The sequence below is a fragment of the Victivallis lenta genome (assembly GCF_009695545.1).
GTDB lineage: Bacteria > Verrucomicrobiota > Lentisphaeria > Victivallales > Victivallaceae > Victivallis > Victivallis lenta.
In genome coordinates this window covers 14,030-40,036 of the sequence record NZ_VUNS01000032.1, presented here as the reverse complement: position 1 = coordinate 40,036, position 26,007 = coordinate 14,030, and the positions used below count along the sequence as shown (strand labels likewise).

Here is a 26,007-nt window from a genome sequence, read left to right as displayed (position 1 = left end):
TGGAATCCGGCGGGAAAGTCGATTTTCCTTCCGTTCTGAAAGCTCCCCGCGGCAGGCGCCGGCGGCTGTCTGCACCTGTAATCATCACGGCGCCGGAAACATGGAAGGGCCGGAGCCGGCGGCAGTGTCGGGATATATATGATAAAAATAACTATTTGCTTCTTTGGCGAAAAATAAGAGGATATTCCGCCCGGAAAACTCTTTTTTAGTTTAAGGTTTGATTTTTTTGTGTTTATAATCAACTGATTATGATATTTTGTCTTGTTTTTGATAAAAACACGTTTGAATTGTTTTGTTTCCTTGTGTATAATAATTAATGCAAATACTTGCAGCCACCTGATCCGGATGAAGTGGAGAGCGTCCGGTTCAGAGAACGCCATGAGGAGGAGAACATGAGCGGAAACGGTACGATGATGCAGTATTTCGAATGGTATCTGCCGTCCGGAATGCTGTGGAAGCAACTGGAGAAGGAGGCGCCGGAGCTGGCTTCGGCGGGAATTACGGGCGTCTGGATTCCGCCCTGTTACAAGGGAAATTCCGGAGCGGAGGACGTCGGTTATGCGGTTTATGATCTGTATGACCTCGGCGAATTCGACCAGAAAGGCTCCGTCCCGACCAGGTACGGAACCCTGAAAGAGCTGCTTGCCGCAATCCGGGCCTGCCACGAGAGCGGCCTGCAGGTCTACGCCGATATCGTCCTGGATCACCGGATGGGCGGGGACGAAGCCGAAGAGGCGATGGCCAAAGAGTACAAGCCCGACAATCGCGAAGAGCAGCTCGGGGAGCGGAGCAGGAAGATCGAAGCGTACACGCACTTCATGTTTCCGGGCCGCAACAAAAAATATTCCGATTTCGAATGGCACTGGAACCATTTCATCGCGGTCGACCATGATGCGAAGCACGACGACAACGGCGTTTTCAAATTCCGCGGCAAGGAGTGGCAGGAGAACGTCGACCGCGAGAACGGCAACTACGATTACCTGATGGGCGCGGATGTGGACCTGAATAACCCGGAGGTCATCGAAGAGCTGACCCGCTGGGGAAAATGGTTTCTTGAGAAGACCGATGTAGACGGTTTCCGTCTCGACGCGGTCAAGCATATGGAATTTACCTTCTATCACGACTGGCTCGATGCATTGCGCCGAAAGGAACGCGAAGAGCTGTTCACGGTCGGGGAGTACTGGAGTCCGGATCTGGATGCGCTGAAGCATTACCTCGATACCACGGTCGGCGCGCTGTCGCTGTTCGATGTGCCGCTGCATTACAATTTCCTGAAGGCTTCGAACGAGGGAAACAAGTTCGATATGCGGACCATCTTCGACAATACGCTGACGAAAGACAATCCGGCCAAGTCCGTCACTTTCGTGGATAATCATGACAGCCAGCCCGGGCAGTCGCTCGAATCGTGGGTGCAGGGCTGGTTCCGCCAGCTTGCGTATGCGCTGATCCTGCTGCGTCAGGAGGGGTATCCGTGTGTTTTCTACGGCGACTGGTATGGAATTCCCCACGATGAAATTCCGGATATGCGCCCCGGGCTGCTCCCGCTGCTTGAAGCCCGGAGACGCTGCGCGTACGGCAGGCAGAACGATTACTTCGACCACGCGAATACGATCGGCTGGACGCGCGAGGGCGACGACTGGCATGAAAATTCCGGCCTCGCCTGCGTCATGACCAACGGCGGAGAAGGAAGCAAGCGCATGTATGTCGGGGAGAAGTTCCGGGGAGCGACTTTCCGCGACATCACCGGCAACCGGGAAGAGACCGTCGTCATCGATGACGACGGCAGCGCCGAATTCCGCTGCAACGGCGGCTCGGTGTCGGTCTGGGTCAGGCAGTAAATCCGTTTCCGCCGGGGTGACGGGGAGATTCTCCGGTGACTGACTGCTTCCAACCGGACCCCCACTGCTTTCAAGAGAGAAATTTATCCTGTTGAGGAAAGGGTAAATTTGTATTCATGCACAATAGAGGAGGTGCAGAATGATGAATCCGTTTGAAGAGAAACCGAAGAGCATCAAGAATTATCCGATGGACTGGAAAACGCTGTACGCCGCGCCGTACGACAAGAACACCGTGGACCCGCACACGAAATGCCGGATCATCCTGATGAACGGCATTGAGGTGGAATCCGTGATGTTCCAGCACAATTTCCATCGCAACTGCGGCAATAACGACCTTCGCCGCGACCTGGCGGAAGTCCGCCGCAACGAACAGGAACAGCAAAAGCAGGTCAACTGGCAGTATATCGGGAAGAACGGCAGGGATTATCGCTCGGAGGAGGCGGAGAATCCGGTTCCGGCCCTTCAGGACCGGAAAGCCGACAATACCGAAATCGGCCGTGTCAAATAACCATTGGAAGAGGAGGAAACAAATATGTCTGTCGCCGCAAAGAAACATTCAGGACTCAAGAGAAAGTTCACCGTTCAGGCCGCTCCCGGCAGCGAGGTTTATCTTGCCGGCTGCTTCACCGGCTGGCGGGAAAGGGAAATTCCGCTGAAGGATGACGGGAACGGAAATTTCGAAGCTGAAGTCGAGCTGGAACCGGGCGTCTACCAGTATAAGTTCATCGTCAACGGCAACTGGATGCTCGACCTGGACAATTCGGACATCACCGTCAACGGAATGGGCACGCTGAACAACGTGCTTAAAGTGGAAGAAACGGAAAACTGAGGAGGCTGTCGTTATGATTTCTTTACTGTCGTTTGTCGTCGCGCTTGCCGTTCAGGCGTTGTTTTTCTACCTTGCGACCCGGATTACCGGCAACAAAACCTCCTACGGAACGCTGTTCGTGATCGCGCTGATCGGCTCGATCTGCTCGGCGATTCCCGCGGTGGGCTTTCTGATCGGCCTGATCGTCGTGCTGTTTCTGCTGGTCTACTGGGGGAAAATGTCGTGGGGCAGCGCCATTCTGACGGTTCTGCTTGCCTACGTGCTGGCCTTTATCATAACTTTCCTGCTCGGCCTGCTGTTCGGCATTGCGCTGTTCAGTTCGGGGAGCGCCGCGCCGGCTGCGACGGCCGCCGCCGTGCTGCTGCGGTAACTGCATAAAGTCAATGATTCCATTCAGGCAAGGAGAGCAGAAAATGGGTAAGACATATAAGGATTACGTCGAAAAAGCTCCTTACGGAAAAAGACCGCATCGGCCGGCCGGAAACAGGCCGGAACACGGTTCTTCCGGAGCGGCGCGCCGCATTGCGTCATGCCGCTTGAGCAGGAGCGCCCTGCTGCGGCAGGAGTTGGCGGAAGAGTAGCTTTTCGCCCCGGTTCAGGCGCCGGGGAAGTGTATGGGGGAAGGGGCCCGCGACATCCGGGCGTTTTTCCTGAGGAGAAGACCATCGAAATACAAAAGAGGAGAAACAAAGACGGGAAAAATCACAATGTTGCTGATGTGTGCGTTTGCGGCGGTGGCAATGACGGGCTGTTCGCGGACTTATTTCGCCAAACCGTTCTACACCGGCAAGAACAAGATCGATGTGCCGGCGCAGCTGGTCGGCCAGTGGTATGCCGAGCCGCAGGGCGGTCTCGACGAGGCGGTCAATCTGCAGATCGACAAGGACGGAACCGTGCTTGTGCGGGAAACCCGCAAAGTGGACGGCCGCGAGCAGGTCCAGACGGCGAAGCTTGCCGTGCAGTTCTTCCGTGTCGGCGACGGCGTGTATGTCGACGCGATCCTGAAGGAGATGCCGGATTCCAGGCTGGAAAAGAGTATTGCCGCGCTGATGCTCTTCCCGGTCCATGCACTGGCGAAAGTCGAATTCCACGGCGATACGCTGCAACTGCGCTATCCGTCTCCGGATCTCGGCAAGGCCCTCAAAGACAGGAAACTGCCGCCGGTGATGACTTTCACCACCTTCGACGAGGAGATCGAAGACGAGGACGGCGTTGCGGTCTTTACCGCCACCGGCGAAGCCTGGGAGGATGTGCTTCAGAACATGCCTGCGACCGTCTTCGGCGACAGCGACAAGGAAGTCGTTGCTTTCAAGCGTGTTGTTGTGAAGTAAGGTTTCGGGGCCGCAGGTGATCGCCTGCGGCGCCGGGCCGGGCCGCTGTGAAATGCGCCCGGCCCGGCGGCGTCATTCCCGGCTGTGCGGGATCATTCATAAATATCGGGAGGAGGATATGATTATGACCGCTTTTACATTATTGCTGACCGTGATCCTGTTGATTCTGTTTTTCGGCTACAAGCGTATTCCGGTAATCGCCAGATACATCGGCAGCGCCGGCTACGAGCTTAAGAAAGGCTGGAAAGGGGGCGTCGACGGAGACGGGGAGGAAGGGGAGGGCGAAGAAGAGGACGATGACGAGGAAGAGGAGGGCGACGAAGACAACGAAGAAGACGACGGCGGCGGGGAAGAAGACGGCGCCGAAGAAGACGAAGACGGGAAAAACGGCGAAGTGAAATCGGCGGAAAAAAAAACGCCTGACACGGCCGAAGTCAAGAAAGATATCAGGCGTGCCGACAAAAAAGCCCGTTCGGATATGAAAGCCGTGAAAGGCAAGGTGAAGAAAGCCGCCTCCGCGGTGAAGTCCAAAGTGAAGAGCGGCGCAAGATCCGTCAAAAGCGGAGCCAGAAAAACAGCGGGAAACACTTCACGGAAACGTTGACGGGCATTTCCCGCATAACGCAGGCGCTCCGTTTCGGAGAAGAATCCCGAACATTCTTTCTCCGCAGACGGAGAGAGCTTCATCCGCAGATAAATGCTAAGAACTTATCCCTGAATAAGCTCTAAGAAGGCATATTGGCGTCAAGCCCGGTTTCCGCATTCATCCGTCGGAAGAATTCGGCCATGAACGCAGCACGCTCCCGGGCGATCGTCCGTCCCGGCTCCGTCAGCATGCCGTCCGGCAGATGCCGGAGCTTGACGAGATATTCGCGGTAGGCGGTGTCCTCCCGGCTGTAAGCGGGGGAGTTGACCGCTTCTCTTTCCGTGTTGTGCAGTCGCGCATGCACACGTCCGGCAAAGAGGAATGCCCGGCCGACTCCGACCGCACCGAGGGAATCGAGTTTGTCGGCGTCATAAACGATCTTCGCTTCGAGCGTCGCCGGAATCCGTTTCGCCCGGAACCGGTGCGTCAGCACCGCGCCGGAGACGTGCCGGATCAGCTCCGGCTCGAACCCGGCCTTTTCCAGGATCGGAATCACCTGCTTCGCTCCGAGCTCGGCGTGGCATAACTTCCCTTCCGCCGCCATCTCCTCCGGGCGCGCCACGTCGTGCAGAAGCGCGGCGAGCCGCACGATCCGGAGATCCGCCTCCGGCAACTGCTCCGCCAGCCGGACCGCGTTGGCCAGCACCCGCCGCGTATGATCGTAATCGTGGCAGCCGCTGGCCGAATCGAGCTTGCTCCGGACCTGCGCGGCGACCTCGGAGAACTTCTCCTCGAATCGTTCGCCGGTCATCGCATTCCTCCGTCCGGCATGGCCTGCCGGACGATCGCCGTTTCCCGGACCGGCGGCAGGAACGGTTTCGTGCCGATATCGAGCACTGAACCGGCCTGGAAAACCACCAGCGTGACCACATAGGCGATGACGGTATACAGCGCAATCTGCGCGAACATGAATTTCCAGGAATTCGCCTCGCGCCTCACGACCGCCATCGTCGCAATGCACGGCACGGTCAGCAGGCAGAAGAGCATGATGCAGAAACCCTGCAGCGGCGTGTAATTTTTCTGCAGGGCGCTTTGCAGCGTCGACTCCTCGCTTTCGGCATCCTCGACCGAGTAGAGGATGCCGAGCTGGGCGACGAACAGCTCCTTCGCCGCGAATGCGCCGATCAATGCCGAGCTGACCTTCCAGTCGAACCCGAGCGGCTTCATCACCACTTCGAGCCCTTTCCCGATGCGGCCGGCAATCGAATATTCAAGCAGCTCGCCTTTCTGTTCGGCATTCAGCCGGGAGAGTTCTCCGGCTTTCTCCTCTTCCGAAGCGACGGAATGCTCGACTTTCGCAATTTCTGCCGGATAATCAACCGAGAAGCTTTTTTTCTCGGGAAAGGTGTTGATGACGAAGAGAAGGATTGATGCAAGCAGAATCAGCGTACCGGCTTTGTGCAGGTACATCGACGTTTTCTCCCACATCAGGATCAGGATGCTGCGCAGCGTCGGCCAGCGGTAGGGCGGCAATTCCATGACGAACACTTCCCCTTCGCCTTTGAAGATCGTCGATTTCAGCAGGAGCGCGCAGCCGAGCGCGACCACAATGCCGATCAGGTAGATGATCCACATGGTCAGCGCCTGAAACTTCTCCGGGAAAAAGGCCGGAATCAGCATCGCGTAGATCGGCAGCCGCGCACCGCAGCTCATGAAGGGAACGACCATGATCGTCGTCTTGCGGTCGCTCTCGTTGTCGATCGTCCGCGTCGCCATCACGGCCGGAACCGAGCAGCCGAAGCCGAGCAGCATCGGAATGAAGCTCTTCCCATGCAGCCCGAACTTATGCATGAAGCCGTCCATGATGAAGGCCGCCCGCGCCATGTAGCCGGTTCCTTCGAGTATCGCGATGGACAGGAAGAGCAGCAGAATGTTCGGCAGGAAAACCAGTACGCCGCCGACGCCGCCGATGATCCCCTCGACCAGCAGCCGCTGGAGGAACTCGGCCTGTCCGACCGGCCAGACCTCGTTCACCGTTCTGCCGAGCCAGCCGAAGAACGCTTCCAGCCAATCCATCGGGTACTGTCCGACAGCGAAGGTGAACTGGAACACGAGATACATCATCAGCAGAAAAATCGGCACGCCGAGAAAGCGGTTCGTGACATATTTGTCGATCACATCCGAAAGCTGGCGGCGGCGGTCGTTGCTGATCGTAATCGCCTCCCGGCAGGCGCCCGCGATGACGCCGTACCGGAAGTCGGCCATCAGCGTGCGGCTGTTCATGCCGTTCCGGGCGGAAATCTGTTTGCGCCACTCCGCCGCCTCGCTGCAGAACGCGGCGAATTCGGGGCGGAGGCAGATTTCGGGATCATCTTCAAGCACCTTGATTGCGAAATAGCGGGCCGGAATCCGCTTTGTCTCCGGCAGGTTCAGCGCTTCGATTCCGGCGGTCAGAGCCCGGATCGCCTCATCGGTTTTCGGGCCGTATTTCGGTTTGACCGGCCGCTGCGGGGAGGGGTCCCGGCCGATCTCGTAAATCTTCCGGCGCAGTTCTTCGAGGCCGGTCCCGGTCGAGCCGACCGTGGGAACGATCGGAGAACCGAAAAAGCCCTCCAGCTTCTGGAAATCGAAGACGAGCCCCTGTTTTTCCGCATCGTCGATCATGTTGAACGCCAGCAGCATCGGAATATCGAGTTCGGTCAGCTGCGTGGTCAGATACATGTTCCGCTGGGCGTTTCCCGCATCGATGATGTTCAGGATCAGGTCGATGTCGCCTTTGAGCAGTTCCTGAAATGCGACCTTCTCCTCCGGCGAAGAGGAGGATAAACTGTAGATTCCGGGCAGGTCGACGATCTCGACCCGGAAATCATTGATCCGGCACGAACCGGTCTTGCGCTCGACCGTCACCCCGGGATAATTGCCGACATGCTGCCGCGTTCCGGTCAGGCGGTTGAATATGGTGGTCTTTCCGCAATTCGGATTACCGGCAAGAGCGATTCTGAAAACTTTGCTCTCCATGGAATAGATATCCTTAATCAATAATTAGAAGAAGCTAAACAACCTGATAAAAAAAGCCCGCTTTACGTGAGCTTGACACTGATGAACGCGGCATCGCCGGCCCGCAGCGACAGACTGCTTCCCATGATTCTGACGCGCAGCAGGTCGCCGAACGGCGCATGTCCTTCCAGCTGCAGCAGTGTGCCGGGCACGAGTCCGAGATCCGCAAATTTCTTGAGGCCGCGCAGGTTTTCGTCGACGCGCACCACCACGGCCGGCTGTCCGACCGGCAGCTCGCTCAGCGGAATCAGATTTCCGTCATCTTCTCCGGCCTCGGCGCTGAGTTTCGGCATGGTTGTCGCGAGATATTCGCGCAGCGGTGCGCAGTCCTCGCGTTCGGCGATCGCTTCGACCAGAAGGACGATGCGCGAAAGCACGGTTTCGCCGATCACATGCTCGATCCGGCATGCCGTCTCGTCGGCCTTCTTTGAATCGAGTTTCAGGAGGCCGGAAAAGAAGCCCTTCAAAACCGTATGCCGATGACGGATCACCGCGGCCATTTCCGCTCCCCGGCTGGTCAATACGACCGGACTGTGCGATTGATAATTGATCAGTCCGCGCGCCGAAAGCGCCTGAAGCGCATTTGTTACCGACGGCATCTTCACCCGCAGCCGTTCGGCGATGTCTTTGGTATGGGCATGGCCTTTGTTTTCGATGATCTCGGCAATCGCTTCGAGATAATCTTCCAGACTGCTGGAAATGACATTGTTGCTCATAGACACGATTCCTTTCAATCCTCTTTAATATATCATGAGGCAACTGTTTTTCAACCTGTTTATTAGTTTAATCTAATAATTTTTGATGAAATTTTCCTGAACTTTCTCCCCTGCATGCTTGAAAAATCGAATTGCGGGGGTATATTAGTAATATCGACAGCGCGGGGTAGAGCAGTGGCAGCTCGTCAGGCTCATAACCTGAAGGTCAATGGTTCGATTCCATTCCCCGCTACCATTTTTCCAGCTCGGAAATGCCGAGAGAGCAGCTGAAAAATGGCAAAGTCACAAGTTTGTGTAAAATTTGTGCAAATCCAGAGAGAAGCAGCAACGACAGTCCTCCCTGTCAAATCACAACGGATCGCAATGATCCAATCAGGGAGGAGTTGCCATGTCAATCAAAATCCGAAGCAAGAAGTTTCATTACCGTTTCATGGTTGCCGGAGTCAGTTATTCCGGCATCTGTAAAGGCTGTGAAATTCCGCCGGGAGCTTCTGCACGGGAAATTGCCACTCTCAAAAAGCGCGCAGAACACTTTGAGGCATCCGAGCGAGCCCGCATTCGTCGCGAAAATGAAGAACTGAAAGAGGTCGAACGGGATATCCGCCGCAACAAAACGGTCGTCGCACTCGTCGAAAACTACAAGTACGAATTGACCGGCGGTCATCCTGTCCTCTTGGATGAAGCGTTTGAATTGGCCGCTCTGAAACCATCCAGACGTATCGCCCAATCCAGTTATGCCGGCTTGAAGAAAACTGGCAGGATTTCCGTGCCTATATAGCGCACTTTTATCCCGATATCACGGAAATTTCCCATATCCGGCGTTTGCACTGCGAAGCCTATGTCAAATATCTGACCGATAACGGACGTTTCCGGAAAGAAATCCGGTATACTGTTCAAAATGGTCACATGTCACGCGAAGTCTGCTATCACAGCCGTTATCGGATTTCGGCCAAGACGATCAAAGAAATCGTCTGCGTTTGCCGAGGAATCTTCACCCGCCTGATGGAAGATGCCGGGCTGATTGTCAGTCCCTGGAGCGAAGTTATCCTGCCGGAAGAAGAGAGCACTCCCCGGAGAATCTACACTCAGGAGGAAATCGCAAGAATCGCCGAAGGGATATCCGAAGATCCGCAGCGAATGCGAAACGTCTATCAAGGCCAATCCGATCAATTTGATCACTGGTGTCAATACGCCCGTTTCTGCCGTCCCCTCTTTCTGATCGGAGCTTCCGGTTGGCCTGAAATCGATATCTGTACAATGACCTGGGATAATGTCGATAGGAAAGCGCAGGCCATCATACGTAACCGCAGCAAAACCGGAGCGAATATGGTTCTGTTTTTTACCCCCGATATAGAAAAACTGCTTCGGTTTCAGCCGCAAACCGGTCAATATGTCTTCCCGGAACATGCGGAAATGTATCTGCGCCATTCCGGTTGTGTTTCGTACCGTGTAATCAAATTCCTGAAAGGACTTGGCATCACGACTTCAATACAGATACCGGAACGCCGGGTCGCCAGCGTCAAAGATCATCACAGCCTTCGCCACTCTTATTGTATCCTGGCAAATAAAGCCAGAATTCCGGTCAGTGTCAGAATGAAGCTTGCCGGTCATAAAACGGTGGCGATGGCGGAATACTACGCCAATCACAACGATCTGGATGATCTACGGGAAGCTGCACAGCGTCTTCCTACTCTAAACGTCAGAAGGAGAAAGTCTATGGTTCTATTTTACTCAAAATTATTTATGAAAGCAATAAAAATAGGTCTGAAATCAAAGTTGCGCGGAAAGGCAGTTCGCCCTGGCTGGCTCCACTTACTCAGTTCGATCTCTTCTCTGAAAAATTGGATGATCTTCTCCTACAAACCTGATATACAACGCGCGGAGAGATGATGCATGAACTCCGAGAAAAACGTTCCGTCGATGAAATTTTGCAGAGATTGGATGAGCTCCAGAAGGCCGACATTCAGGCAATGAAACCGAAGCGCCTATTGACGCTTGCAGAAAAAGTTGCCATCATCAATACAGCCTTTCGGCGCCTCAGTGACCTTGAAGTAAAACATTCGTTTACCAGAAGGACCATTCAAAATTGGGACAACGGCAGATGTCCCTATGAAGGATACAGTGCTTTGTTCAATGAGATTGAATTGGCTTCCTGGGCCAATAAGATCATCGGAGAGATTAGGAGCAAGCAGGCACTCCGCAATAATATTCCCGGCTTGTCAGAAGAAGAAATGTCGCGCAAAGCCCGACGGCACTGACTTTCTCATAATTCTTCAATGGTTTTATGACGCTTCTACTGCTGAGGCGTCTTTTTTTGTCTTAAAATCCGGAAACGATCCGGAAATGTGAAAACATCTTTTTGAGCGTGATTTCGTGATTTTTCCTGAAGAAAACGGAAAAATCCGCCTCCCTGATGCAGGCGCGTTTGCAAACCGAAACGACAAAACAACATCAGGGAGAAAAATCAATGAGAATTCAGAATCAATCTCATGCCATCGTATTGAACACGGCGGTCAATCTCTTGCGGGAGTATTATTCCGGCCTTACAAGCGAGCAGTTGCATGCAGCCTTGAGCCATTCGGAAATTCAGGGCAGCATTCAGAAGAAGCTGACGCGCCGCGAATGCGCTGAGCTTCTGGGCGTGTCGGTCAACAGCGTGAACCGTTATATCAAAAACGGCAAACTGAAGACGGTCAATATCAGTCCGCGGCTGGTCCGGATCGATCCCGAAAGCGTTCGGGAGCTGTTGAACCATGGCGTGCCGGAGGATGAAATCATCGTTCCGCAATGCCATGGGAAGGAGGCGGCCAGATGAACACCGGTGCCGTCATTCCTGCGGAAATCCTGTCCCGGACGGATTTGCCCATCTACGTCAAACTCGTTTACGGCCGGATGACCGTTCTGCTTGAACGGCATGGTTCGCTGGTTCTGACCACGGAAGAACTTGCGACCCAATGCGGCATCACGCCGCGTCAGGCGGCGAAGTCGTTGCGATATCTGGTGATGCTGGAACTGATCCGGTTTCACCGCTCCCTTGATGACCGCAGATCGATCCATGTATTCCAGAAAATGAAGTAAACATACGGCGGCGGACGGGCAGTACGACCGTTCGCCGCATCCTGCCATGGATATTTTGATTTCCACCGAAAAACTGAATCTCCCCCCGGAAATGCTTCGCGAACTTGCCGCATGTCGCAAGGACTCGGAGGCGGCAGTTTACGCCTGCCTTCAGAAGCTCATCGACGATGCCGAGAAGTTTCGCAAATTTCACCGGAAACGACACGAGAAAGCATTACGGCGGAGCATCCAATGGGGAGCGGAATACGATGCTTACCTGCAAAAACATCTCGCGGCAGGTCTCAAACTGAAAACCGCCCGAACCGCCGCCCGCCGGGATTTTATCGCCGCCCATCCGCGTCCCCAAAACGCGGACGATCTCATCCGCTCCGATGAATTTCCGGGACTCTCCGCTCCATCGCTCCGCTATTATCATAGGGCGTATCAGACTTCATTACAATCTACTCCCGCAGAGTAATCCTGCAGATAAATCTGAAAAAAATGAATGAAAAGTAACCCAGTTGGCTCTTTGATATTTCGCTTTTTCTATGAAACGTCATGTAAGAAGTGCCGAATGCGACCGGAGGACCGGAGAAAACGTCAAATCGACGATACACCGAAATCGGGCTGAACCGGAGGAGAGTATATGACGGGAACCATCCGGCATCACCAGCAATCCCGCACCACCTTGAGGAACCGTGATGTCGATCTCGAATTCATCGCCATTTATCCTCCAATCGGAGAGGTAGCGGCAATATTCAGAACGGCAGGCGGAAATGACCGGCATCGGTTGTATTTCCAGATACCGTTTGCCGGGTTGCTCCCAACTGTGCCGAAAACCACCAAGATAACGAAACATCCAAGCACTGATATCGCCGTACATGATGTGGTTACGTGATGAAGTTCCATTCCACATTTCTCCGAGAGTAGTCATCCCCAGATCAATCCAGTGCGCCCAGCCGGGGAATTGGCGTCGTGTGAAAAAACGGAGCGCAAGATCAGCGCGGCCGTTTTCCGCCAGGACGCGCGGAATGTACTTTGCGCCGAGAATGCCGAAATCACACGCATACTCCGTCTTTTCTGCGTATTCAATCAGAAATTCGAGTGCACCAAATTTCTCTTTTTCCGGCACCAGTCCATGATAAAGTGCGCAGCCTGTTGCAGTGAATTCGCCGATGCCGTTGCCGGTTCCATAGCGACCGCCTCCGAGATGAAATCTGCGATGAAATGCCTGGGCAATCGAATCCGCGAGAACCGTATAACGAATCTCGTCAGCCTTGTTGCCGAGCAGTTGGGCGAACTTCGCCAGATATTTTGCATCTCTGTAATAATAACCGGTCGAAGTAATTTGCGCCGGGCAGATTTTCTCCCAGTCAGGCGGGCACCAGTCGCCAAGACCGAAGAAAAGTATATGATCGGTTGCCATGGATTCGCAAAAATCAAGATAGCGTTTCATTCCGTCATAATGTTCCCGAATCGCGCCGTCATCCCCGGTATGAAGATAAAGATCATACGGCAGGGAAAAGAGTACACTGTCCCAAGCCGGACCGCTTCCCCAGTTGAACCCGAAGCCCCCAGTCGGCGCGAGTGCAGGAAGCTGGCCGCTCCGGCGTTGGAGATCGCCAAGAATCCGTAACCAGCCGCGATAACCGGAAGCGGCTTCGAAGTTGAATAGTCCCGTTTCGGCAGCCAGCATCACATCGCAAGTCCACCCGCTTTTTTCACGGTGGGGACAGTCAGTCGGAATTCCAACATAGTTGGAACGGTAGGAATTGAGTGTCATGCTTTGAAGGCGGTTGAGCGTTGAATCAGATGTGACAATCTCTCCTGCCGTCTTGAATGCCGTACCGACCTCACGGGCTTCGATTTTGTGGATCTTTGCCCTGCCTCGGATTTTCGCCTCAATATACCGGAAACCGTGATAGGTGAAACGCGGTTCCCAAATTTCAGTCCCGCTGCCTTTCAAGATATAGCGATCGGTCTGGAATTCCCCGGAGTGGATATACATATCCTGATATTCCACGGAAAGCTCTCCAGCCGGAGTCAGCCGTTCAGCATAGCGGAGAATAATTTCCGCTCCTGCTTCCCCCTCAACAAAAATACGAGCCCAACCGGCAAGATTGCGTCCGGCATCATAAACATTGAATTTTTCAGTCGGCGGGGCGATGAATGTCTCCAGCACTTTGCATGGAGGCTGCAGTTCCTGCTCCAAGTCTCCTCCGGGAGGGGCGATCCGCATTGCCGGCGGCCATTTCGTATCGTCGAAACCGTTGGTACACCAGCCGGGCATTTCCAGCCGGGCATCATAGAACTCACCATTACGCAGAGCATTGAAAGTGATCGGACTCTCGCCGACACGCCAACTCTCATCAGAATACAGAACTTCACGCCCGTCCAGCTCCAGCTTCAAGGTCATTTTAGGACAATCCCGCCATGGAGCCGCCCAAAAGCACCATTCATCTTTTGTGTTAGGGTTGTACCAACCGTTGCCGAGAATTACGCCGACGGTATTCCGCCCCGGCTTCAGATAAGCGGTCACATCATAAACCGCATAGTTAATTCGAGTCAGATAGTTGCTTGGAACCGGATCAAGCACACGATCTCCAACCTTGTGTCCGTTGAGATATAATTCGTAAAAACCGAGACCGCAGATCAGAATACGGCCATTTTGAAACGAATTGCTGACTTCGAACTCACGACGAAAAACAGGTGCGTTTTCCCGGGTATCCACCTCGTATCCACGTTTCTTTCCTGGAGCAGCAATCCAGAAACCGAGCCTGATATTACAATTTTGCATGAGAACTCCAGACTTCACGGAATTGCGACTTTTGTACCGCCGATAAAAGCGACAGAAACATCGTCAGCCGTCAATTCCCGCAGATTCATGGAATCGACATGACCGTCCGCATAAGCAAGATTTGCCGTTTCATTATGGACAAGGCCGAGGCCGCCACCGATATCAACACGCGGTTCAAAACAATAGATACCTCGGGATTCATCCCCTTTTTTCTGCGTATCTGCAAAAACCGGTATTTTTGTCGGGGCTTTCATACGTCCGGTTACCATGCCGAAAAAAGAAGGAGAATTTCTAAGAAAAAAATCACCATACGTTTCTTTCTTCATTGCGTACCAGTTGCAGGTGGAACTATTCGGCAGGTAAGCCTGATCCGGATGATTGACACCCAAAGTGGCATTGAAATTATTCACGTCGTTATTGGTGGATTGCGGAGTTGTTTTCGGACAATAAACCATTTTCACATCCAGATTAAGTACCTTGGTGATCCATCTGCCATCCCAAACATAATAAATGCCCTCATAATCGCCGGCATACAGAATCTGTGCTTTCATCAACTGATTCAACTTACTGGAGCAGGAGGTTTTCTTTGCAGTTTCCCTCGCCTTGTTCAGCGCCGGGAGCAACATGCCTGCCAGAACAGCAATGATAGCTATAACCACAAGCAACTCTATTAGCGTAAATTTCTTGCCGTTTTCCTGTCTGCCGATAGCTGCAACACTGAATCTGGAATGAAGTTTCATTTGTCTTTCCTTTCCGTTGATTGGAGAATGAATTTCTTTACAACCGGGTTCTCAATAAAACTCCGGGCCATAACTTCGATACCACGAGTGTTAGGATGAACATCACCTCCATATTCTTTTTTCATATTGCCGTTACCGTCATTCATAACCTCATACCAGTCATGCAGTAAAATCTGCTCCTGCCTGCAATATTGCCGCAGCAGTCGATTCAACTTCACGGCTTGTTCCGGCTGCGGACGCGGCAGAATCGTGCAAACGATTACGTTGATTCGTGCCGAACGGAGACGTCTGATGATATATTTCAGGTCAGTCATTGCCTGAGTCGCAGAAGAATTGTTGGTCCCCAGTAAAAGCAACACCAAGTCAGGCTGAAGCGCAATTACATCGCTTTCAAGACGTTTTCTGGCGTTGATCGTGTCGTCACACGCCATTCCGCCGTTGCCGATCTCAAGCCCGGCCAATTTCCCTGCTGTATCCTGCCATCTGCAGTGATGCGTAATTGAATCTCCAAAAGCCAGAATCCCGCCTTGATGTCCACCGCCGGCAATCTCCAGTTTTTCTACCGATACGGGAGCATCGAACGCCACGAAGCCGGAACGAAACAGCGTCGGCAGCGGTGCGCCTCCTCTCCAAATTTCTTTCCCGTTCACCTTGACGACAACCCAGGTGAATTCAGAGAGGACTTCCAGACTGTTCACCGCTGCGGTTTCCAGCTGTCGCCGGAAGACAACCTGTTCCGGCTTCCATACCGTCCCCTCCCGCCTTCGGACGGAAACGGTAAACAAACCTGTTGCCCCATCCAGTAGAAAATAATAGCCGTTATCCGGTACGCCCACATGTTCCACCAGCCGCAGCCCCGCCTTGCCCTCCGGCTTCAGAAAGCGGAAAGCAGTTTGAATTTTCACTTTTTTCAAAGCAGAGTACTGAGCTGCATAAAGCGCCTCAAAGTCGCCGCCGGAGTTCTGAAGGCCCGCGCCGACATGCCGCCAAGCTCCTTCCTTGCTCAGTTTTCCCTGCAAACTGGCCCGGACCGGCCAGACCGTTTTTCCGGCGATCTGCGGTGTATACGGTTTCCCGTTCACGGTATTTCCATGAAAAGTCAGCTTTTCGGCATTGGTAATTTTAAATGCTTCTTTTTGCGGATTTACAATCCGGTTGTTGATAAACTCAATTCCGGAGGAACTCGCAATCGTAAATGCAGGCTGATGGCAATTGACCAATTCATTGTTCTCGAAAGTTACATGACGAACGTGACGGCCTGTGGCGATTTCGTTATCTGGATTCAGAACATAAAACTCAGTCCGGAGACCACCGGAATTGCGGATTTTGCAGTTTCGCATCAAAACGTTGATTGGCGGCGGCCCTTCACGCCAGGTCGTAAAAGCACCGATTTTTGAGGCAAAGGACTCGATATTGGCAATTGTTACATTTTCCACCAGTGCGTTATCACACTGAATTACCGGACCGCAATTACGATTGTCGGCAAACACGCAGTCGGCAATGACTTCCCAGGCGCCGGCCCGAAACGGATTGAATGCGACATCCGGCATTTCCCGCCTGGACTTTCCGAAGTAAATTTCTCTTAACTCATCTTCCGCCGGCGGTTCGCTGTTCAGAGAATCAAAAGACTTGATTCGACTTGGAATCTGTTCTTTGACCATGGTTGCGCTTACGTTGTATTTACGCCAGTTCCGCCGTACTGTCGTTTCCGTCGCGGTGAGGCCGGCCCGGATTTCTCCCGTGGCGGAATCATAGACATAAGTGATATCGCCGGCAAAGGCTTCTCCGCCGTGTGTAAGCAGTTGATGATCCTGTACGGCGGCGACATACCAGCCCCGGTTATAAGTGTTGATCGGGTCGTCGCCCATTGCACGGAATTCGCAGTCGATTACAGTTGGTCCGATTCCGCTGTACAAACCGGAATTAGCGGCATGGATACCATCGCCGTTGGTGGTAAAGCTCAAGCCCGGCAACGGAACAATTCGTACTTTTGAATAGGTGCTGGCGTGTGAAGCATGGTTGACCAGCGCCAGATCCCAGGAATTGTGAATCGTAATCCGGTCCAACATACAGAAACGGCTGCAGGAAAATACCACCACAGAACCGCCTCGACGTCCCGGACAGGCAATACGCATGCCCGGTCGCACTTTATGAAACGGGCCGCGCCGAACTGCCATTCGGATTTTTCCTGAAGGCAACGTCACCAGACTGTCAGGTACGAGCCAAAGATCTCCCGTAACCAGTGAGCCGTCTCTCCTGAAGCACAACTTGGGGCCGCCGTACCCGGCAACCTGCGGCGCATCTGCCGGCAGGGAGGGAACGATATGCCTTCCGGTTATCGTCTGTGCTTCCGGGTCTACCGATTCCACTTCCATTTCCATGAAAGGAACGGTGCGGTTCAACAGAACCAGATTTCGCAGTTGAATATTTTCCGATTTAAAAACGCGAACCCCGTTTTTCTCATTCACACCAAAAATCAAAGTGGTATCGGGCGTTTCACCTTCAACAGTAATATTTTTCTGATTATGGAAAGCAAGATGGCTCTCCTCATTATCAACCCGGTGAACCTTATTGAGAAGATAACGCCCTTTGGGCAGGAATAGTTTCACCGGAACGCCGTTCATTCCGGCGATCTTTGCAAGTGCTGTCTGAAAAGCATCGGAATCATCGGTAACACCATCGCCTTGGGCACCGAAATCACGGATGGAAAGAACTATCTCCTTCTGTTCACTGAACAGCCGGGCGAGTTTCTCTTCATCCGATAGATAAGTGCAGAGATTCTTAAGATGTAAAATAGCACGTTCCGCAAAGAAAATATCATCCTTGTCTGCTGATTTGAAAGCGGATTCGATATAAGCGGCAAGCCGCTCTGCCATTTCCAGACGCCGGGAAATCCGTTTCCGCTGAATCGGAGTGAACGCTTCACCGAACCGGGTTTGAAACCCGGCAATCCATTCTCTCTGTGCGGCAAGCTCTACCGGCAACTTCCGATGCAGCTCTGCAGCACGCGCCTCCGGGAAACCCTCCGGATCAAAACAACGAGCGGATTGCGCACTGACGGCTATCATACTGCAACAACAGAAAAAAGCAGTCAGTAAGAACCTTTTCTTCATCAAAATCATTCCTTATCATTCCTTTCCGGTTATTTTCCCATGATGTCATGGACAAAATCATCTGCAACTTGATTCAAGTCGATATCCCAGTAATCCGCAGGAAGAGAACAAAAGTATTCCAGGCCCAAGTTGCGGTGCAGAAGCAGCCGCAAATCTTCCGGAACACGGATTCCGAGTTCCAACACTGCTTGAATCGCACCTTGCACAGCGGAATCCGGCATCACGATCAATAAATCCGGCCGCGTCGAGCGAGTCAATAATTCCCTTGTGAAGTCATAAACCGCCGCACCGCAATTTTGCGTAAAGCCACCGCAGAGGGGGAATTGCCGTATATATTTCGGCATCAATTTGATTCCGATGCGCCGAAAGCGCTCTGGAAAATGTTCATAAATGTCTTCCGGTGCTATCAGAGCAACCCGCCTGGCTTCAAATTGTTTTACCAACCCGGCAACATGTTCCAAATGATAATCGATAGTGGGATAAAAGTACCGAATCGGAAAGTTACCGAAAAACTCACGCCAACTGATAACCGCAACAGCTTGAATTCTTCCGGCGGCAACTGCATCGGCCAAGTCCTGCGGCGGACTCTTCTGCTCGGAAAAGTCCCGGTAATCATTGAACACAATGCAGGAAGCACCTTTGGCAGTCAATTTCTGTTCAACCAGCGAAGCAAACATGTAAGTGTACATAATGTTGCCATTCTGCCGCATGGAATGATCGATATAAATACCAATCCGGGTAAAGTCACCACGTTTGGGGGCAACAAATGTCCCATGCCCCTGCGAACGGGTCAGATACCCTTGAAGAACCAGTTCGTTAATCGCAAGTTTCACGGAATAGGGATTCGTATTCCAATATGCTGCCATTTCTCGCAACGATGGAAAGCAATCTCCGGTCGAAAACTGATTCGATTCAAGCTTTTCGCGCAGATAACTCGCCAGCTCGACATGAAACCCTACATTCCGCGGAGGAATAAAATCGCAAAATTCTTTGGCCGCTATCTTTTTCATGAATATCTCCTGTACTTCTGTACCTGCGAAATTAATTATACAACATTTTACAAAAAAAAGCAATACCAATATTGAAAAATATTCAATTTTATTGAAACAGTTATAACTTTAATCGGAAATACTGCCTGGAAAAAATATCTTGAATGCTAACAAGCCGATCAAATCGTTTTTTGTTCCAGAAGCAGAATATCAGGCATGAAGCTAAGGCCAGTAAACAGTTCTTCCAACAAGCCAGGTTTCATTCTTTGCAAGCTATTCCACCGGCATAATCCTGCACGCGAGCAATTCGCCGCGGATGCTGTGTACGCGCTCCGCTTCCATGCTGCCGAACAACGCCTCCATCGACTCGTCGGAGGAGAGCTGTACCATTCCAATCTCACAGATAAATTGGAGTGACAGAAAATCCTTCGATGCTTCGATATGCGTAACCATCGCCCAGGAGAGCAGATAGTTCCTGTTCTCCGTGGTGAGCTTAAAACGCGGAAGCAACGATTCCCCCATACTTACAGTAAACCATTTTTTCATAATTTTTATGCTCCTTTCGATTGTTTTTTGTTATAAACTTACAGATCGATCCCGCCTCGGTCTCGCTGATGTTCGCGCCTCCACTGTTCGCGTTGCCGATCAAGTTCCTGTTGCTTTTCCATGATTACTTTCTGGAGTTTCCGGAACTCTCCGACGGTCATGCTGTCGAGATTGCGGGCTGCGGAGCTCGGGAGAAGTCCGCTTTCAATGTTTCGCCGGACGGCATTCTTCATCATCTGGCTGGCCGGATCGTGGAATGTGATCCGGTCGATGAGCTCCGAGGCTTCCCGCCAACTGATTCCCTCCGGAACTTTTTCAAGCCGTCCCTCATCGTGAAGTTCCCGAAGCGTGCGCATCTGCCAATCCGCCATCGGGTTGCGGCGGCGCTCTTCGGCCAGCTTCTGCTGCCGTTCCTGCTCCCGGAATTGTTCGAGCAGTTTTTCAGCGTCTTCCCGGTCCGGCTCCGCAGGCCACTCTTTCAGAAGTCCAGCTGCTGCAAACGATTTCAATTCATCCATCTGCCGGTCTGTGGCCGGGCCGACCGCCAGTCGATGCTCATAGGTGGCGTATTCCGCTTTCGCTTTGATCTTGCGGTTCTGAAGTTCCAGCCATTCCAAAGGCTCCAGTAACTTTTCATCCGCAACGTTACAGTCGTATTTCATATAAATGGCATTTCGAACTTTGGCTTTGTGAGCCTCACTCGGATTCCATTCTTTCATCCAGCCCGGCAATTTTTCAAAAGCCGTCCGCTGGTCGTAGACGGCAATCCGCCGGAACAATTCCTCACGTTTCGATTCATAGTACAGCTTCCGGTCGGGATCGACCGGCTGTCCCTCATCGCTGGGATGGAGGCCGAGTTTTCTGCGGATCTCCTCGATTTTCAGGTTACGCTCATGAACATCCAGCACTTCTTCGATTTTCATCCAATCCGGAAGTTCTATAATTGAGGGCGGTTCTCTATGGGAACTGCGCCGCAGCTCAATCTCTTCCTGGAATATCGGTTCCAGCCTGGACGGTTTTGTCCTGTTCTTAACGTATGCTTCCCACTTTTCATCGAAGTCCTGCCACTTCCATTTCCATTGCGCTTTCGCTTCATACGCCCTTTGACGCGCGGCCACTTCGACGAGCTGCTGAACCTCTTCCCCCGCTCGCTCCCGCCAGTTGTACAATTCCGCCGGAATCGCCTCCGGTTCCAGCCCGGCGGCGCGGCGCTTTTGCTGCGCCGCCGCGAACGCCTCTTCCTCCGGCCACAGCCGGAACCCGGCTTCCACATGCAGCTTCTCATAAACAGCCCTGCGGGCAGCGAGCAGTTCCTCCCACTGCTTCTGCGCTTCGCGCCAGAACATCCGGAGCTCCTGCTGTTTCTGCTCATCCATATAGGCTTTCCAGTTGACCAGTGACTCCGGCATCGGCTGCGGAAACTCTCCACTCCGGCGCCGGAGCTCCTGTTCAGTATGATAACGGTATTCTTTGTCCCAGAGCCGGAACGGAACTCTAAAACCGAGTTCCGCGTGGTACGCTTTGCGGGCGGTGCAGTGTGCGGCCCATTCGGCATCGGCTTTCTCCCATGCCGTTTTCAGGCGCTTCGCCTCCTCCAGCCGCGCCGCCAGAGCGGCGCGCGACTTTTCGGCTTCTGTACGCGCCGTATCTTCCCACTTCTCCAGCCAGGCGGGAAGCGGCTGCGGCGCTTTTCCACGGCGCTGCCGGGTTGTCTGCCGCTTCCGAAACGCGGCCTCCCGGTCGGTCAGTTCGAATGCCTCGCCGCCGCCGTGAAGTTCGTGATATTGCTTGCGCTTTTCCACGTAACCGGACCATGCGCCTTCAAACACGTTCCATTGCGCTTCGAGCTCCCGTTTGCAGGCCAGCCCCAGATTCTGCTGCCGTTCCGCTTCGCGTTCCCGCTCCCATTCAGCCTGCGGCGACTCCTGCGGAACGGCTTCCGGCGTCCTGAACATGCCGGTTATCCTGCCCACAATCTTACCGAGCAGACCGACCGCATGCTCTTCCACTTCAAAACGGGTATGCTCGTTGTAAAGCCGTTCCCGGTGCTGCCGCATCCGGCGAAGCGCAACAGTATCACTCAACATCGCCTTAACCTTTCGCATCGCAGCTTTAGCGCGAGCCGCCATATCCTTATAGCTGAAGTCCGGAAGCAGTTCCGCTTTTTGTTCTCTTGTCTTATCTGATAACGGCAACATCACGTCTGCCGGAATCTCCCGGTCGCGGATCAGGTCATGGATGCTTACCCGTTCGCCGGTGCGGTACGCAAGGCCGCGCTTCAGATGTTCTTTATCGGGACAGTGTAACGACATCTCCCGGCGGCCGCGGCTCAGCGCCACATAGAACGCTTTCCGGTCCAGCGACTCGGCCGCCACCACGACGTTTTCGGCGGTTCGTCCCTGCGATTTGTGGGAGGTCGTCACCCAGCCGTAATCGAACGCCGCATAGTTTTCCGGCATGTCGATCAGCTCACGCGGTCTGCCGTCCGAATAAAGTATTTCGACCTTGCCGGGATCGGCGCTCACCCGCGCGAGCGTCCCGTTGTAAATCTTGTTCGCTTTCAGGTTCACCCGGAACTGGATCAAATCGCCTTCGCACAGCTCGATCTTCCGCAGTTCTCCGACATCGATGAAATCCGAAGCTCTCTTCGCAAAAATCCGCTTGCCGTTGCTCAATACCAACTGCTTGCTGTCTACGGCTTCAATGCGCGTTACCTCGCCGGCATTGCTGACGCCTTTCATGTTGCGGATGAAGCCGATGGTCATGCCCGGCTGGAAGTTCGAAGCGTCCTTCAGCCATGCTTTCGGCTTGTTCCACGATCGGAATACCTCCGTTTCGCGTCCTGCACCTCGAAGCACCTCCGCTTCCTTCAGCTTGCCGCGTACCGAAGCCGTCAGCTTATCGCACTCCTCATGCGTCGGCGCAACCAGAATCGCCCGATCCAGATACCGCCCCTGTTCCGTGTACTCCATGTACTTCCCGGCGGCTTCCTCCAAGTATTTCTGCTTGCCTTCATGGATGAAGTGCTGTTTGTCGAACCGTTCAAACGCCTGTTCATGCTGCCCCATCGCGCACTCGAAGATGCCGCGCCGGTATTCCGCATTCTGCTGGCGGTGGATGTCGGTCAGCGAAAACTTCTGAATCTGCGAGTAATCCTCCAGCAGCCGGAAAAAATCGCCCAATTCGACGGCGCTGTGCTGCTGCGCGTCGCCCACGAACAGCACCCGGTAGTTGTTCTTCCGCGCCAGCTTCAGAATCTCCACGCCTTCGCGCAGCGAATTCAAACCCGATTCATCGATGATCACGTATGCCCCCGCCGGAGGCTTCTGCTTCGACAGCAGGAATCCCGCCACCGTCTGCGACTGTTCGAAGCCCTCCTGTTTCAGCACGTCCGTCGCCGAATTCGTCGGCGCAACGAGGCGGATCTCCGTCACGCCTCCTGAACGCAGCCCCTTGCAGAACTCCTGCAAGGTCGAAGTTTTGCCCGCGCCCGCCACGCCGCGGAACAGGTTGAACCGGTCTTTGGAGCTCAACAGGCCGTGAATCAGCATCGCCTGCGCCTCCCGCGACCGATCTCCCGGAAACGCCTGAAACTCCGGCGCAATCGCATCGAAAACATTCCGCTGCTGATCCACCAGCCCGATCGCCGACAGTTCGCGCTCAATCACAACTTCCGGAGCATAATACGAATTCGCCGCATTGCCGCCCAGGTTCCGCAGTTCCGGAATCTCTTTGACGGCCTTTTTCAGTTCTTGCAACTTGATCCTGCCGAGGTTCCGGTTCAGCACTTCAGCCAGTATCTTGTCGAGCTTCAGAACGCTCTCCCGCTCGTACAGTTCATCGATCACATTCCGGATTTCTTCCACGGTCCTTTCGCGATCCAGTGTGCTTGTTACCGAACCATGTTCTTTGGCGTGCTTGGCCGCCGCATACAATTGCTCCTCTTCCTGATGGCCCAACTGCCCCATCTGGAACTCCCGGACTTTCTCGCTTGTCGAAGTCAGCATCTTATCCGTGCGTGTCGAAGTCGAAAGATAATTGTTCTCGCTCAACGTCGGCTTTCGGCCATGCTCCGCGATGAACTCCGCCTCCGCTTTCTCGATCTGCTGCCGCCGCTTGGAAAAACGTTCCATCACGTCAGCCGGAACGCACGCCAGATCGTACCAGATGACATTGCCTTTCCGGTCCCGCGTTTCGACCGTTTCGTAACCCAGTTCACGGCACCTTGCCGCCATCTCGTTGTGATAGACCTTGCCCGCGTAACGGATCGCCCGGCACATCTCCAGCGTTTCGAGCGCCTTGTACCTGCCGTCGCCCGCTCGCGTCACATTGCAGACCACGTTGTGCGTATGCAGTTGAGGATCAAGCGCGCGGCTCGTATCGTGCATGAACTCCGCGTAAACCAGCTTCCCGGTCGTTTCATAATTGTTGGTCCGAACGTTCTCCCCGTCGCGCACCCGAACCGCCGCCAGCCGTTCCAGTTCCGCCATCGCAATCCGAACCGATTCCCGATGCGCCTCGATCAATCGTTCGTCGAACATCGACATCACTGAAACCGACTTCGGAGCCGCCACCTGAAAGTCAAAGAACCGCGGACCGCCGGGCATATTTTTCTGCGTCAGCCTGTCCAGCGTTTTCGGATTCACATTCCGTTGAAACAGACTGAACTCCTCACTCGTCACAACCTTATCCCGCAAACCGAACGCCTCCGTAAGCTCTCCCCTCCAATATCCCTGAACTTTCTCATGCTCCGAATAATAATCATTTGAACACAGATGATTCGCATAGAAACTCTTGCCAGAACCATTCGTCGCACGAATCTTCGTCATATTGAACATAGCCCTATGCTCCTCATCCATTATCCCAATCAGAAAACAACCTGCATATAGCCTATGAGAAGCACAGCTAAACTTCAAGTAAACAACACTTTACGATGAGAAAAACTACGTCGTTTTTCTCATCAGAAAATCAGGAGTTGGAAATAAAACGTAATACCCCGTTCGCAAACGGAATTACAAAAGGTGGCGTTTCCGGGGAGCTTGTTTCTGCCAAAATTTTAATTCTGAGAAAACTTCCATTGACAGGAAAAACAAGTTGCATGGCTGTTGATTGGCGGATACGTAAGAAACCTTGTGTTACCAACTCTTAATATACCTTTTCGCCACATTGCAAATTTTCCAAGTGTCATAGAGGACCGACTACCATCGCCGAATGCAGGTTCCTGCCGGCCAACTCTTTGCAGTAAGCGAATTTGGGGGTTAGCAAAATAGATGCAACTTCCTATAGAAAACTCCTCGCCGATTTCGCTATCATCGGTTTTCCGCCAGGCGACTGGCATGCAGCCGGGCCCCTGCCGCGAACTTCGCTGAGGCTAACCGGATGGACACCGCGCAAGCCAGTTTTCGGAGGAATGCAGGGATTGAGTTTTGAAAATAAAACGCCTGAAATCAATGAAATCTCATTGCATTACTTTATTATTGTATGGTTTTGATATTTATCATATGTGATTAGAATTTTTTCTGCTGTTGGTTGCGTTTCCGGTCATATCCCCGGGCGACTTCAAAGGGAGCGCTGCTCTTTTCTACTCTTCATCGTCGCAGCCGAAAGCGGTTTTCATATTCCGCATCTGCATCCGGAACCGGCTTGGAGAGCATCCGGTTTTGGCCCGGAAGAACTTGCAGAAATAGAATTGATCCGGAAATCCCATCCGATCGGAAATTTCCGTGATCCTCAGGGCGGAATAAACCAGAAGGTGTTTCGCATGAAAGATCAGGATATTATCCCGATATTGGATCGGCGTGCAGCCGTAAAATTCCCTGAAATGCCGGAAAAAAGTCGCTCTGGACATTTTGCACATCCGGGCCAGTTCAGTCAGATTCAATTTTTTCCAGGGCGGATTCAGTTCCTGGAGCAGCGGCTCGAAAACCTGTGACAGCGCGTTTTCCCTTTCCGAAATATTGAGCTCATTTACCATGCGCCGCAATATGACCTTCAACAGCCCGGAAATACCCGGCGCGAATTGTTCCTTCGACTCCAGATACAGCAGATAACATTCCCGGAATTCCGCCAGAATCCTTTCGCGGGACTGTTGGCCGAAATGGACGAGCCATACTCCGGGCACATGGGTGTTCTCCGGGCAGGAGGTTAATTCGGACAGGAACTCCTCCGGCAAATGGCACCAGTAGCACTCCCACTCGCTGACCGCATGGAACAGATGCTTGGGGAGCGCGGAATATACGACCGCCTCGCCGGGATTGATCTCCAGAATGTCGTTCCGGTAGAAGATTTCTCCCTCTCCTCGGACAGAAAGCAGAATTCCGGGGCGGTCAAGCAGAAGTTTGCTCCATTTTCGGTCGGATTTCATTATGAAATGCCCGAAAACTATGCTGGAACTTAGAATCTGCGGAT

22 protein-coding genes, 1 tRNA gene and 1 pseudogene are annotated in these 26,007 nt (G+C 53.3%); 14 read left to right on the top strand and 10 right to left on the bottom strand.

Annotation, left to right across the window (positions count from 1 at the left end):
• Nucleotides 1-392 precede the first annotated feature (392 nt).
• The 7 genes and pseudogenes from FYJ85_RS19805 (at nucleotide 393) to FYJ85_RS19775 (ending at nucleotide 4,602) form a co-directional block, all read left to right on the top strand.
• Nucleotides 393-1,838, top strand: a complete 1,446-nt coding sequence (locus FYJ85_RS19805) for an alpha-amylase (RefSeq protein WP_154420451.1) — start codon at nucleotides 393-395, stop codon at nucleotides 1,836-1,838.
• 139 nt (nucleotides 1,839-1,977) lie between these two features.
• A pseudogene (locus FYJ85_RS19800) lies at nucleotides 1,978-2,235 on the top strand (hypothetical protein); the annotation flags it as partial.
• A gap of 135 nt (nucleotides 2,236-2,370) precedes the next feature.
• Nucleotides 2,371-2,667, top strand: a complete 297-nt coding sequence (locus FYJ85_RS19795; protein ID WP_106051725.1) for a glycogen-binding domain-containing protein — start codon at nucleotides 2,371-2,373, stop codon at nucleotides 2,665-2,667.
• A 13-nt stretch (nucleotides 2,668-2,680) separates the two neighbouring features.
• Entirely contained in the window at nucleotides 2,681-3,037 is a 357-nt protein-coding gene (locus FYJ85_RS19790; RefSeq protein WP_154420447.1) for a hypothetical protein, read from the top strand.
• 43 nt (nucleotides 3,038-3,080) lie between these two features.
• Nucleotides 3,081-3,248, top strand: coding sequence for a hypothetical protein (locus FYJ85_RS19785; protein WP_154420445.1), 168 nt, complete (start codon nucleotides 3,081-3,083; stop codon nucleotides 3,246-3,248).
• A gap of 126 nt (nucleotides 3,249-3,374) precedes the next feature.
• Nucleotides 3,375-3,998 (top strand): hypothetical protein, encoded by a 624-nt coding sequence (locus FYJ85_RS19780; RefSeq protein ID WP_154420443.1) that lies wholly within the window; start codon nucleotides 3,375-3,377, stop codon nucleotides 3,996-3,998.
• A gap of 124 nt (nucleotides 3,999-4,122) precedes the next feature.
• A complete protein-coding gene (locus FYJ85_RS19775; protein ID WP_154420441.1) occupies nucleotides 4,123-4,602 on the top strand; it encodes a twin-arginine translocase TatA/TatE family subunit in 480 nt (159 codons plus the stop codon).
• Nucleotides 4,603-4,723: 121 nt separating this feature from the next.
• On the opposite strand, the gene FYJ85_RS19770 is transcribed toward FYJ85_RS19775, so the two are convergent.
• The 3 genes from FYJ85_RS19770 to FYJ85_RS19760 all read right to left on the bottom strand — a co-directional run bounded on the left by FYJ85_RS19770 (nucleotide 4,724) and on the right by FYJ85_RS19760 (nucleotide 8,357).
• Nucleotides 4,724-5,395, bottom strand: a complete 672-nt coding sequence (locus FYJ85_RS19770) for an HD domain-containing protein (RefSeq protein WP_154420439.1) — start codon at nucleotides 5,393-5,395, stop codon at nucleotides 4,724-4,726.
• Entirely contained in the window at nucleotides 5,392-7,602 is a 2,211-nt protein-coding gene (gene feoB, locus FYJ85_RS19765; protein ID WP_154420437.1) for a ferrous iron transport protein B, read from the bottom strand. Before feoB ends, FYJ85_RS19770 begins: the two co-directional genes overlap by 4 nt.
• A 62-nt stretch (nucleotides 7,603-7,664) precedes the next feature.
• Complete coding sequence (locus FYJ85_RS19760; RefSeq protein WP_106051719.1) at nucleotides 7,665-8,357, bottom strand: metal-dependent transcriptional regulator; 693 nt, start codon at nucleotides 8,355-8,357, stop codon at nucleotides 7,665-7,667.
• Between the two features lie 160 nt (nucleotides 8,358-8,517).
• Here FYJ85_RS19760 and FYJ85_RS19755 point away from each other — a divergent pair.
• From FYJ85_RS19755 to FYJ85_RS19725, 7 genes are all read left to right on the top strand, one after another.
• Nucleotides 8,518-8,592: transfer RNA gene (locus FYJ85_RS19755), tRNA-Met, on the top strand.
• 153 nt (nucleotides 8,593-8,745) lie between these two features.
• On the top strand, nucleotides 8,746-9,135 hold the full coding sequence (locus tag FYJ85_RS19750; protein WP_154420435.1) for a hypothetical protein: 390 nt from the start codon (nucleotides 8,746-8,748) through the stop codon (nucleotides 9,133-9,135).
• Between the two features lie 128 nt (nucleotides 9,136-9,263).
• On the top strand, nucleotides 9,264-10,247 hold the full coding sequence (locus FYJ85_RS19745) for a tyrosine-type recombinase/integrase (protein WP_154420433.1): 984 nt from the start codon (nucleotides 9,264-9,266) through the stop codon (nucleotides 10,245-10,247).
• Nucleotides 10,244-10,615 (top strand): hypothetical protein, encoded by a 372-nt coding sequence (locus FYJ85_RS19740; protein WP_154420432.1) that lies wholly within the window; start codon nucleotides 10,244-10,246, stop codon nucleotides 10,613-10,615. The genes FYJ85_RS19745 and FYJ85_RS19740 overlap by 4 nt, the downstream gene beginning before the upstream one ends.
• Nucleotides 10,616-10,770: 155 nt before the next feature.
• Nucleotides 10,771-11,172, top strand: coding sequence for a helix-turn-helix transcriptional regulator (locus tag FYJ85_RS19735; protein WP_154420430.1), 402 nt, complete (start codon nucleotides 10,771-10,773; stop codon nucleotides 11,170-11,172).
• Nucleotides 11,169-11,435 carry a hypothetical protein gene (locus FYJ85_RS19730; RefSeq protein ID WP_154420428.1) on the top strand — a complete coding sequence of 89 codons (267 nt, stop codon included), beginning with the start codon at nucleotides 11,169-11,171 and terminating at the stop codon, nucleotides 11,433-11,435. The genes FYJ85_RS19735 and FYJ85_RS19730 overlap by 4 nt, the downstream gene beginning before the upstream one ends.
• 46 nt (nucleotides 11,436-11,481) lie before the next feature.
• Entirely contained in the window at nucleotides 11,482-11,892 is a 411-nt protein-coding gene (locus FYJ85_RS19725; RefSeq protein ID WP_154420426.1) for a hypothetical protein, read from the top strand.
• Between the two features lie 78 nt (nucleotides 11,893-11,970).
• Here FYJ85_RS19725 and FYJ85_RS19720 read toward each other — a convergent pair whose 3' ends face one another.
• From FYJ85_RS19720 to FYJ85_RS19690, 7 genes are all read right to left on the bottom strand, one after another.
• Nucleotides 11,971-14,211, bottom strand: a complete 2,241-nt coding sequence (locus FYJ85_RS19720) for a family 78 glycoside hydrolase catalytic domain (RefSeq protein ID WP_154420424.1) — start codon at nucleotides 14,209-14,211, stop codon at nucleotides 11,971-11,973.
• Between the two features lie 14 nt (nucleotides 14,212-14,225).
• Nucleotides 14,226-14,951, bottom strand: coding sequence for a type II secretion system protein (locus tag FYJ85_RS23355; RefSeq protein WP_206213343.1), 726 nt, complete (start codon nucleotides 14,949-14,951; stop codon nucleotides 14,226-14,228).
• The gene (locus tag FYJ85_RS19710; RefSeq protein WP_154420422.1) at nucleotides 14,948-18,073 is read right to left on the bottom strand and encodes a GDSL-type esterase/lipase family protein; all 3,126 of its coding nucleotides are present in this window, start codon (nucleotides 18,071-18,073) and stop codon (nucleotides 14,948-14,950) included. Before FYJ85_RS19710 ends, FYJ85_RS23355 begins: the two co-directional genes overlap by 4 nt.
• Nucleotides 18,074-18,093: 20 nt before the next feature.
• Entirely contained in the window at nucleotides 18,094-19,074 is a 981-nt protein-coding gene (locus tag FYJ85_RS19705; protein ID WP_154420420.1) for a GntR family transcriptional regulator, read from the bottom strand.
• Between the two features lie 252 nt (nucleotides 19,075-19,326).
• A complete protein-coding gene (locus FYJ85_RS19700) occupies nucleotides 19,327-19,599 on the bottom strand; it encodes a hypothetical protein (protein ID WP_154420418.1) in 273 nt (90 codons plus the stop codon).
• A gap of 38 nt (nucleotides 19,600-19,637) precedes the next feature.
• Complete coding sequence (mobF, locus tag FYJ85_RS19695) at nucleotides 19,638-24,437, bottom strand: MobF family relaxase (RefSeq protein ID WP_206213342.1); 4,800 nt, start codon at nucleotides 24,435-24,437, stop codon at nucleotides 19,638-19,640.
• 743 nt (nucleotides 24,438-25,180) lie between these two features.
• Entirely contained in the window at nucleotides 25,181-25,963 is a 783-nt protein-coding gene (locus tag FYJ85_RS19690) for a helix-turn-helix domain-containing protein (protein WP_206213341.1), read from the bottom strand.
• Nucleotides 25,964-26,007: the final 44 nt, after the last annotated feature.

Coding starts and splice junctions, on each gene's coding strand:
- FYJ85_RS19805 (WP_154420451.1), top strand. CDS start 393: ATGAGCGGAAACGGTACGATGATGCAGTATTTCGAATGGTATCTGCCG.
- FYJ85_RS19795 (WP_106051725.1), top strand. CDS start 2,371: ATGTCTGTCGCCGCAAAGAAACATTCAGGACTCAAGAGAAAGTTCACC.
- FYJ85_RS19790 (WP_154420447.1), top strand. CDS start 2,681: ATGATTTCTTTACTGTCGTTTGTCGTCGCGCTTGCCGTTCAGGCGTTG.
- FYJ85_RS19785 (WP_154420445.1), top strand. CDS start 3,081: ATGGGTAAGACATATAAGGATTACGTCGAAAAAGCTCCTTACGGAAAA.
- FYJ85_RS19780 (WP_154420443.1), top strand. CDS start 3,375: ATGTTGCTGATGTGTGCGTTTGCGGCGGTGGCAATGACGGGCTGTTCG.
- FYJ85_RS19775 (WP_154420441.1), top strand. CDS start 4,123: ATGACCGCTTTTACATTATTGCTGACCGTGATCCTGTTGATTCTGTTT.
- FYJ85_RS19770 (WP_154420439.1), bottom strand. CDS start 5,395: ATGACCGGCGAACGATTCGAGGAGAAGTTCTCCGAGGTCGCCGCGCAG.
- feoB (WP_154420437.1), bottom strand. CDS start 7,602: ATGGAGAGCAAAGTTTTCAGAATCGCTCTTGCCGGTAATCCGAATTGC.
- FYJ85_RS19760 (WP_106051719.1), bottom strand. CDS start 8,357: ATGAGCAACAATGTCATTTCCAGCAGTCTGGAAGATTATCTCGAAGCG.
- FYJ85_RS19750 (WP_154420435.1), top strand. CDS start 8,746: ATGTCAATCAAAATCCGAAGCAAGAAGTTTCATTACCGTTTCATGGTT.
- FYJ85_RS19745 (WP_154420433.1), top strand. CDS start 9,264: ATGTCACGCGAAGTCTGCTATCACAGCCGTTATCGGATTTCGGCCAAG.
- FYJ85_RS19740 (WP_154420432.1), top strand. CDS start 10,244: ATGATGCATGAACTCCGAGAAAAACGTTCCGTCGATGAAATTTTGCAG.
- FYJ85_RS19735 (WP_154420430.1), top strand. CDS start 10,771: ATGCAGGCGCGTTTGCAAACCGAAACGACAAAACAACATCAGGGAGAA.
- FYJ85_RS19730 (WP_154420428.1), top strand. CDS start 11,169: ATGAACACCGGTGCCGTCATTCCTGCGGAAATCCTGTCCCGGACGGAT.
- FYJ85_RS19725 (WP_154420426.1), top strand. CDS start 11,482: ATGGATATTTTGATTTCCACCGAAAAACTGAATCTCCCCCCGGAAATG.
- FYJ85_RS19720 (WP_154420424.1), bottom strand. CDS start 14,211: ATGCAAAATTGTAATATCAGGCTCGGTTTCTGGATTGCTGCTCCAGGA.
- FYJ85_RS23355 (WP_206213343.1), bottom strand. CDS start 14,951: ATGAAACTTCATTCCAGATTCAGTGTTGCAGCTATCGGCAGACAGGAA.
- FYJ85_RS19710 (WP_154420422.1), bottom strand. CDS start 18,073: ATGATTTTGATGAAGAAAAGGTTCTTACTGACTGCTTTTTTCTGTTGT.
- FYJ85_RS19705 (WP_154420420.1), bottom strand. CDS start 19,074: ATGAAAAAGATAGCGGCCAAAGAATTTTGCGATTTTATTCCTCCGCGG.
- FYJ85_RS19700 (WP_154420418.1), bottom strand. CDS start 19,599: ATGAAAAAATGGTTTACTGTAAGTATGGGGGAATCGTTGCTTCCGCGT.
- mobF (WP_206213342.1), bottom strand. CDS start 24,437: ATGTTCAATATGACGAAGATTCGTGCGACGAATGGTTCTGGCAAGAGT.
- FYJ85_RS19690 (WP_206213341.1), bottom strand. CDS start 25,963: ATGAAATCCGACCGAAAATGGAGCAAACTTCTGCTTGACCGCCCCGGA.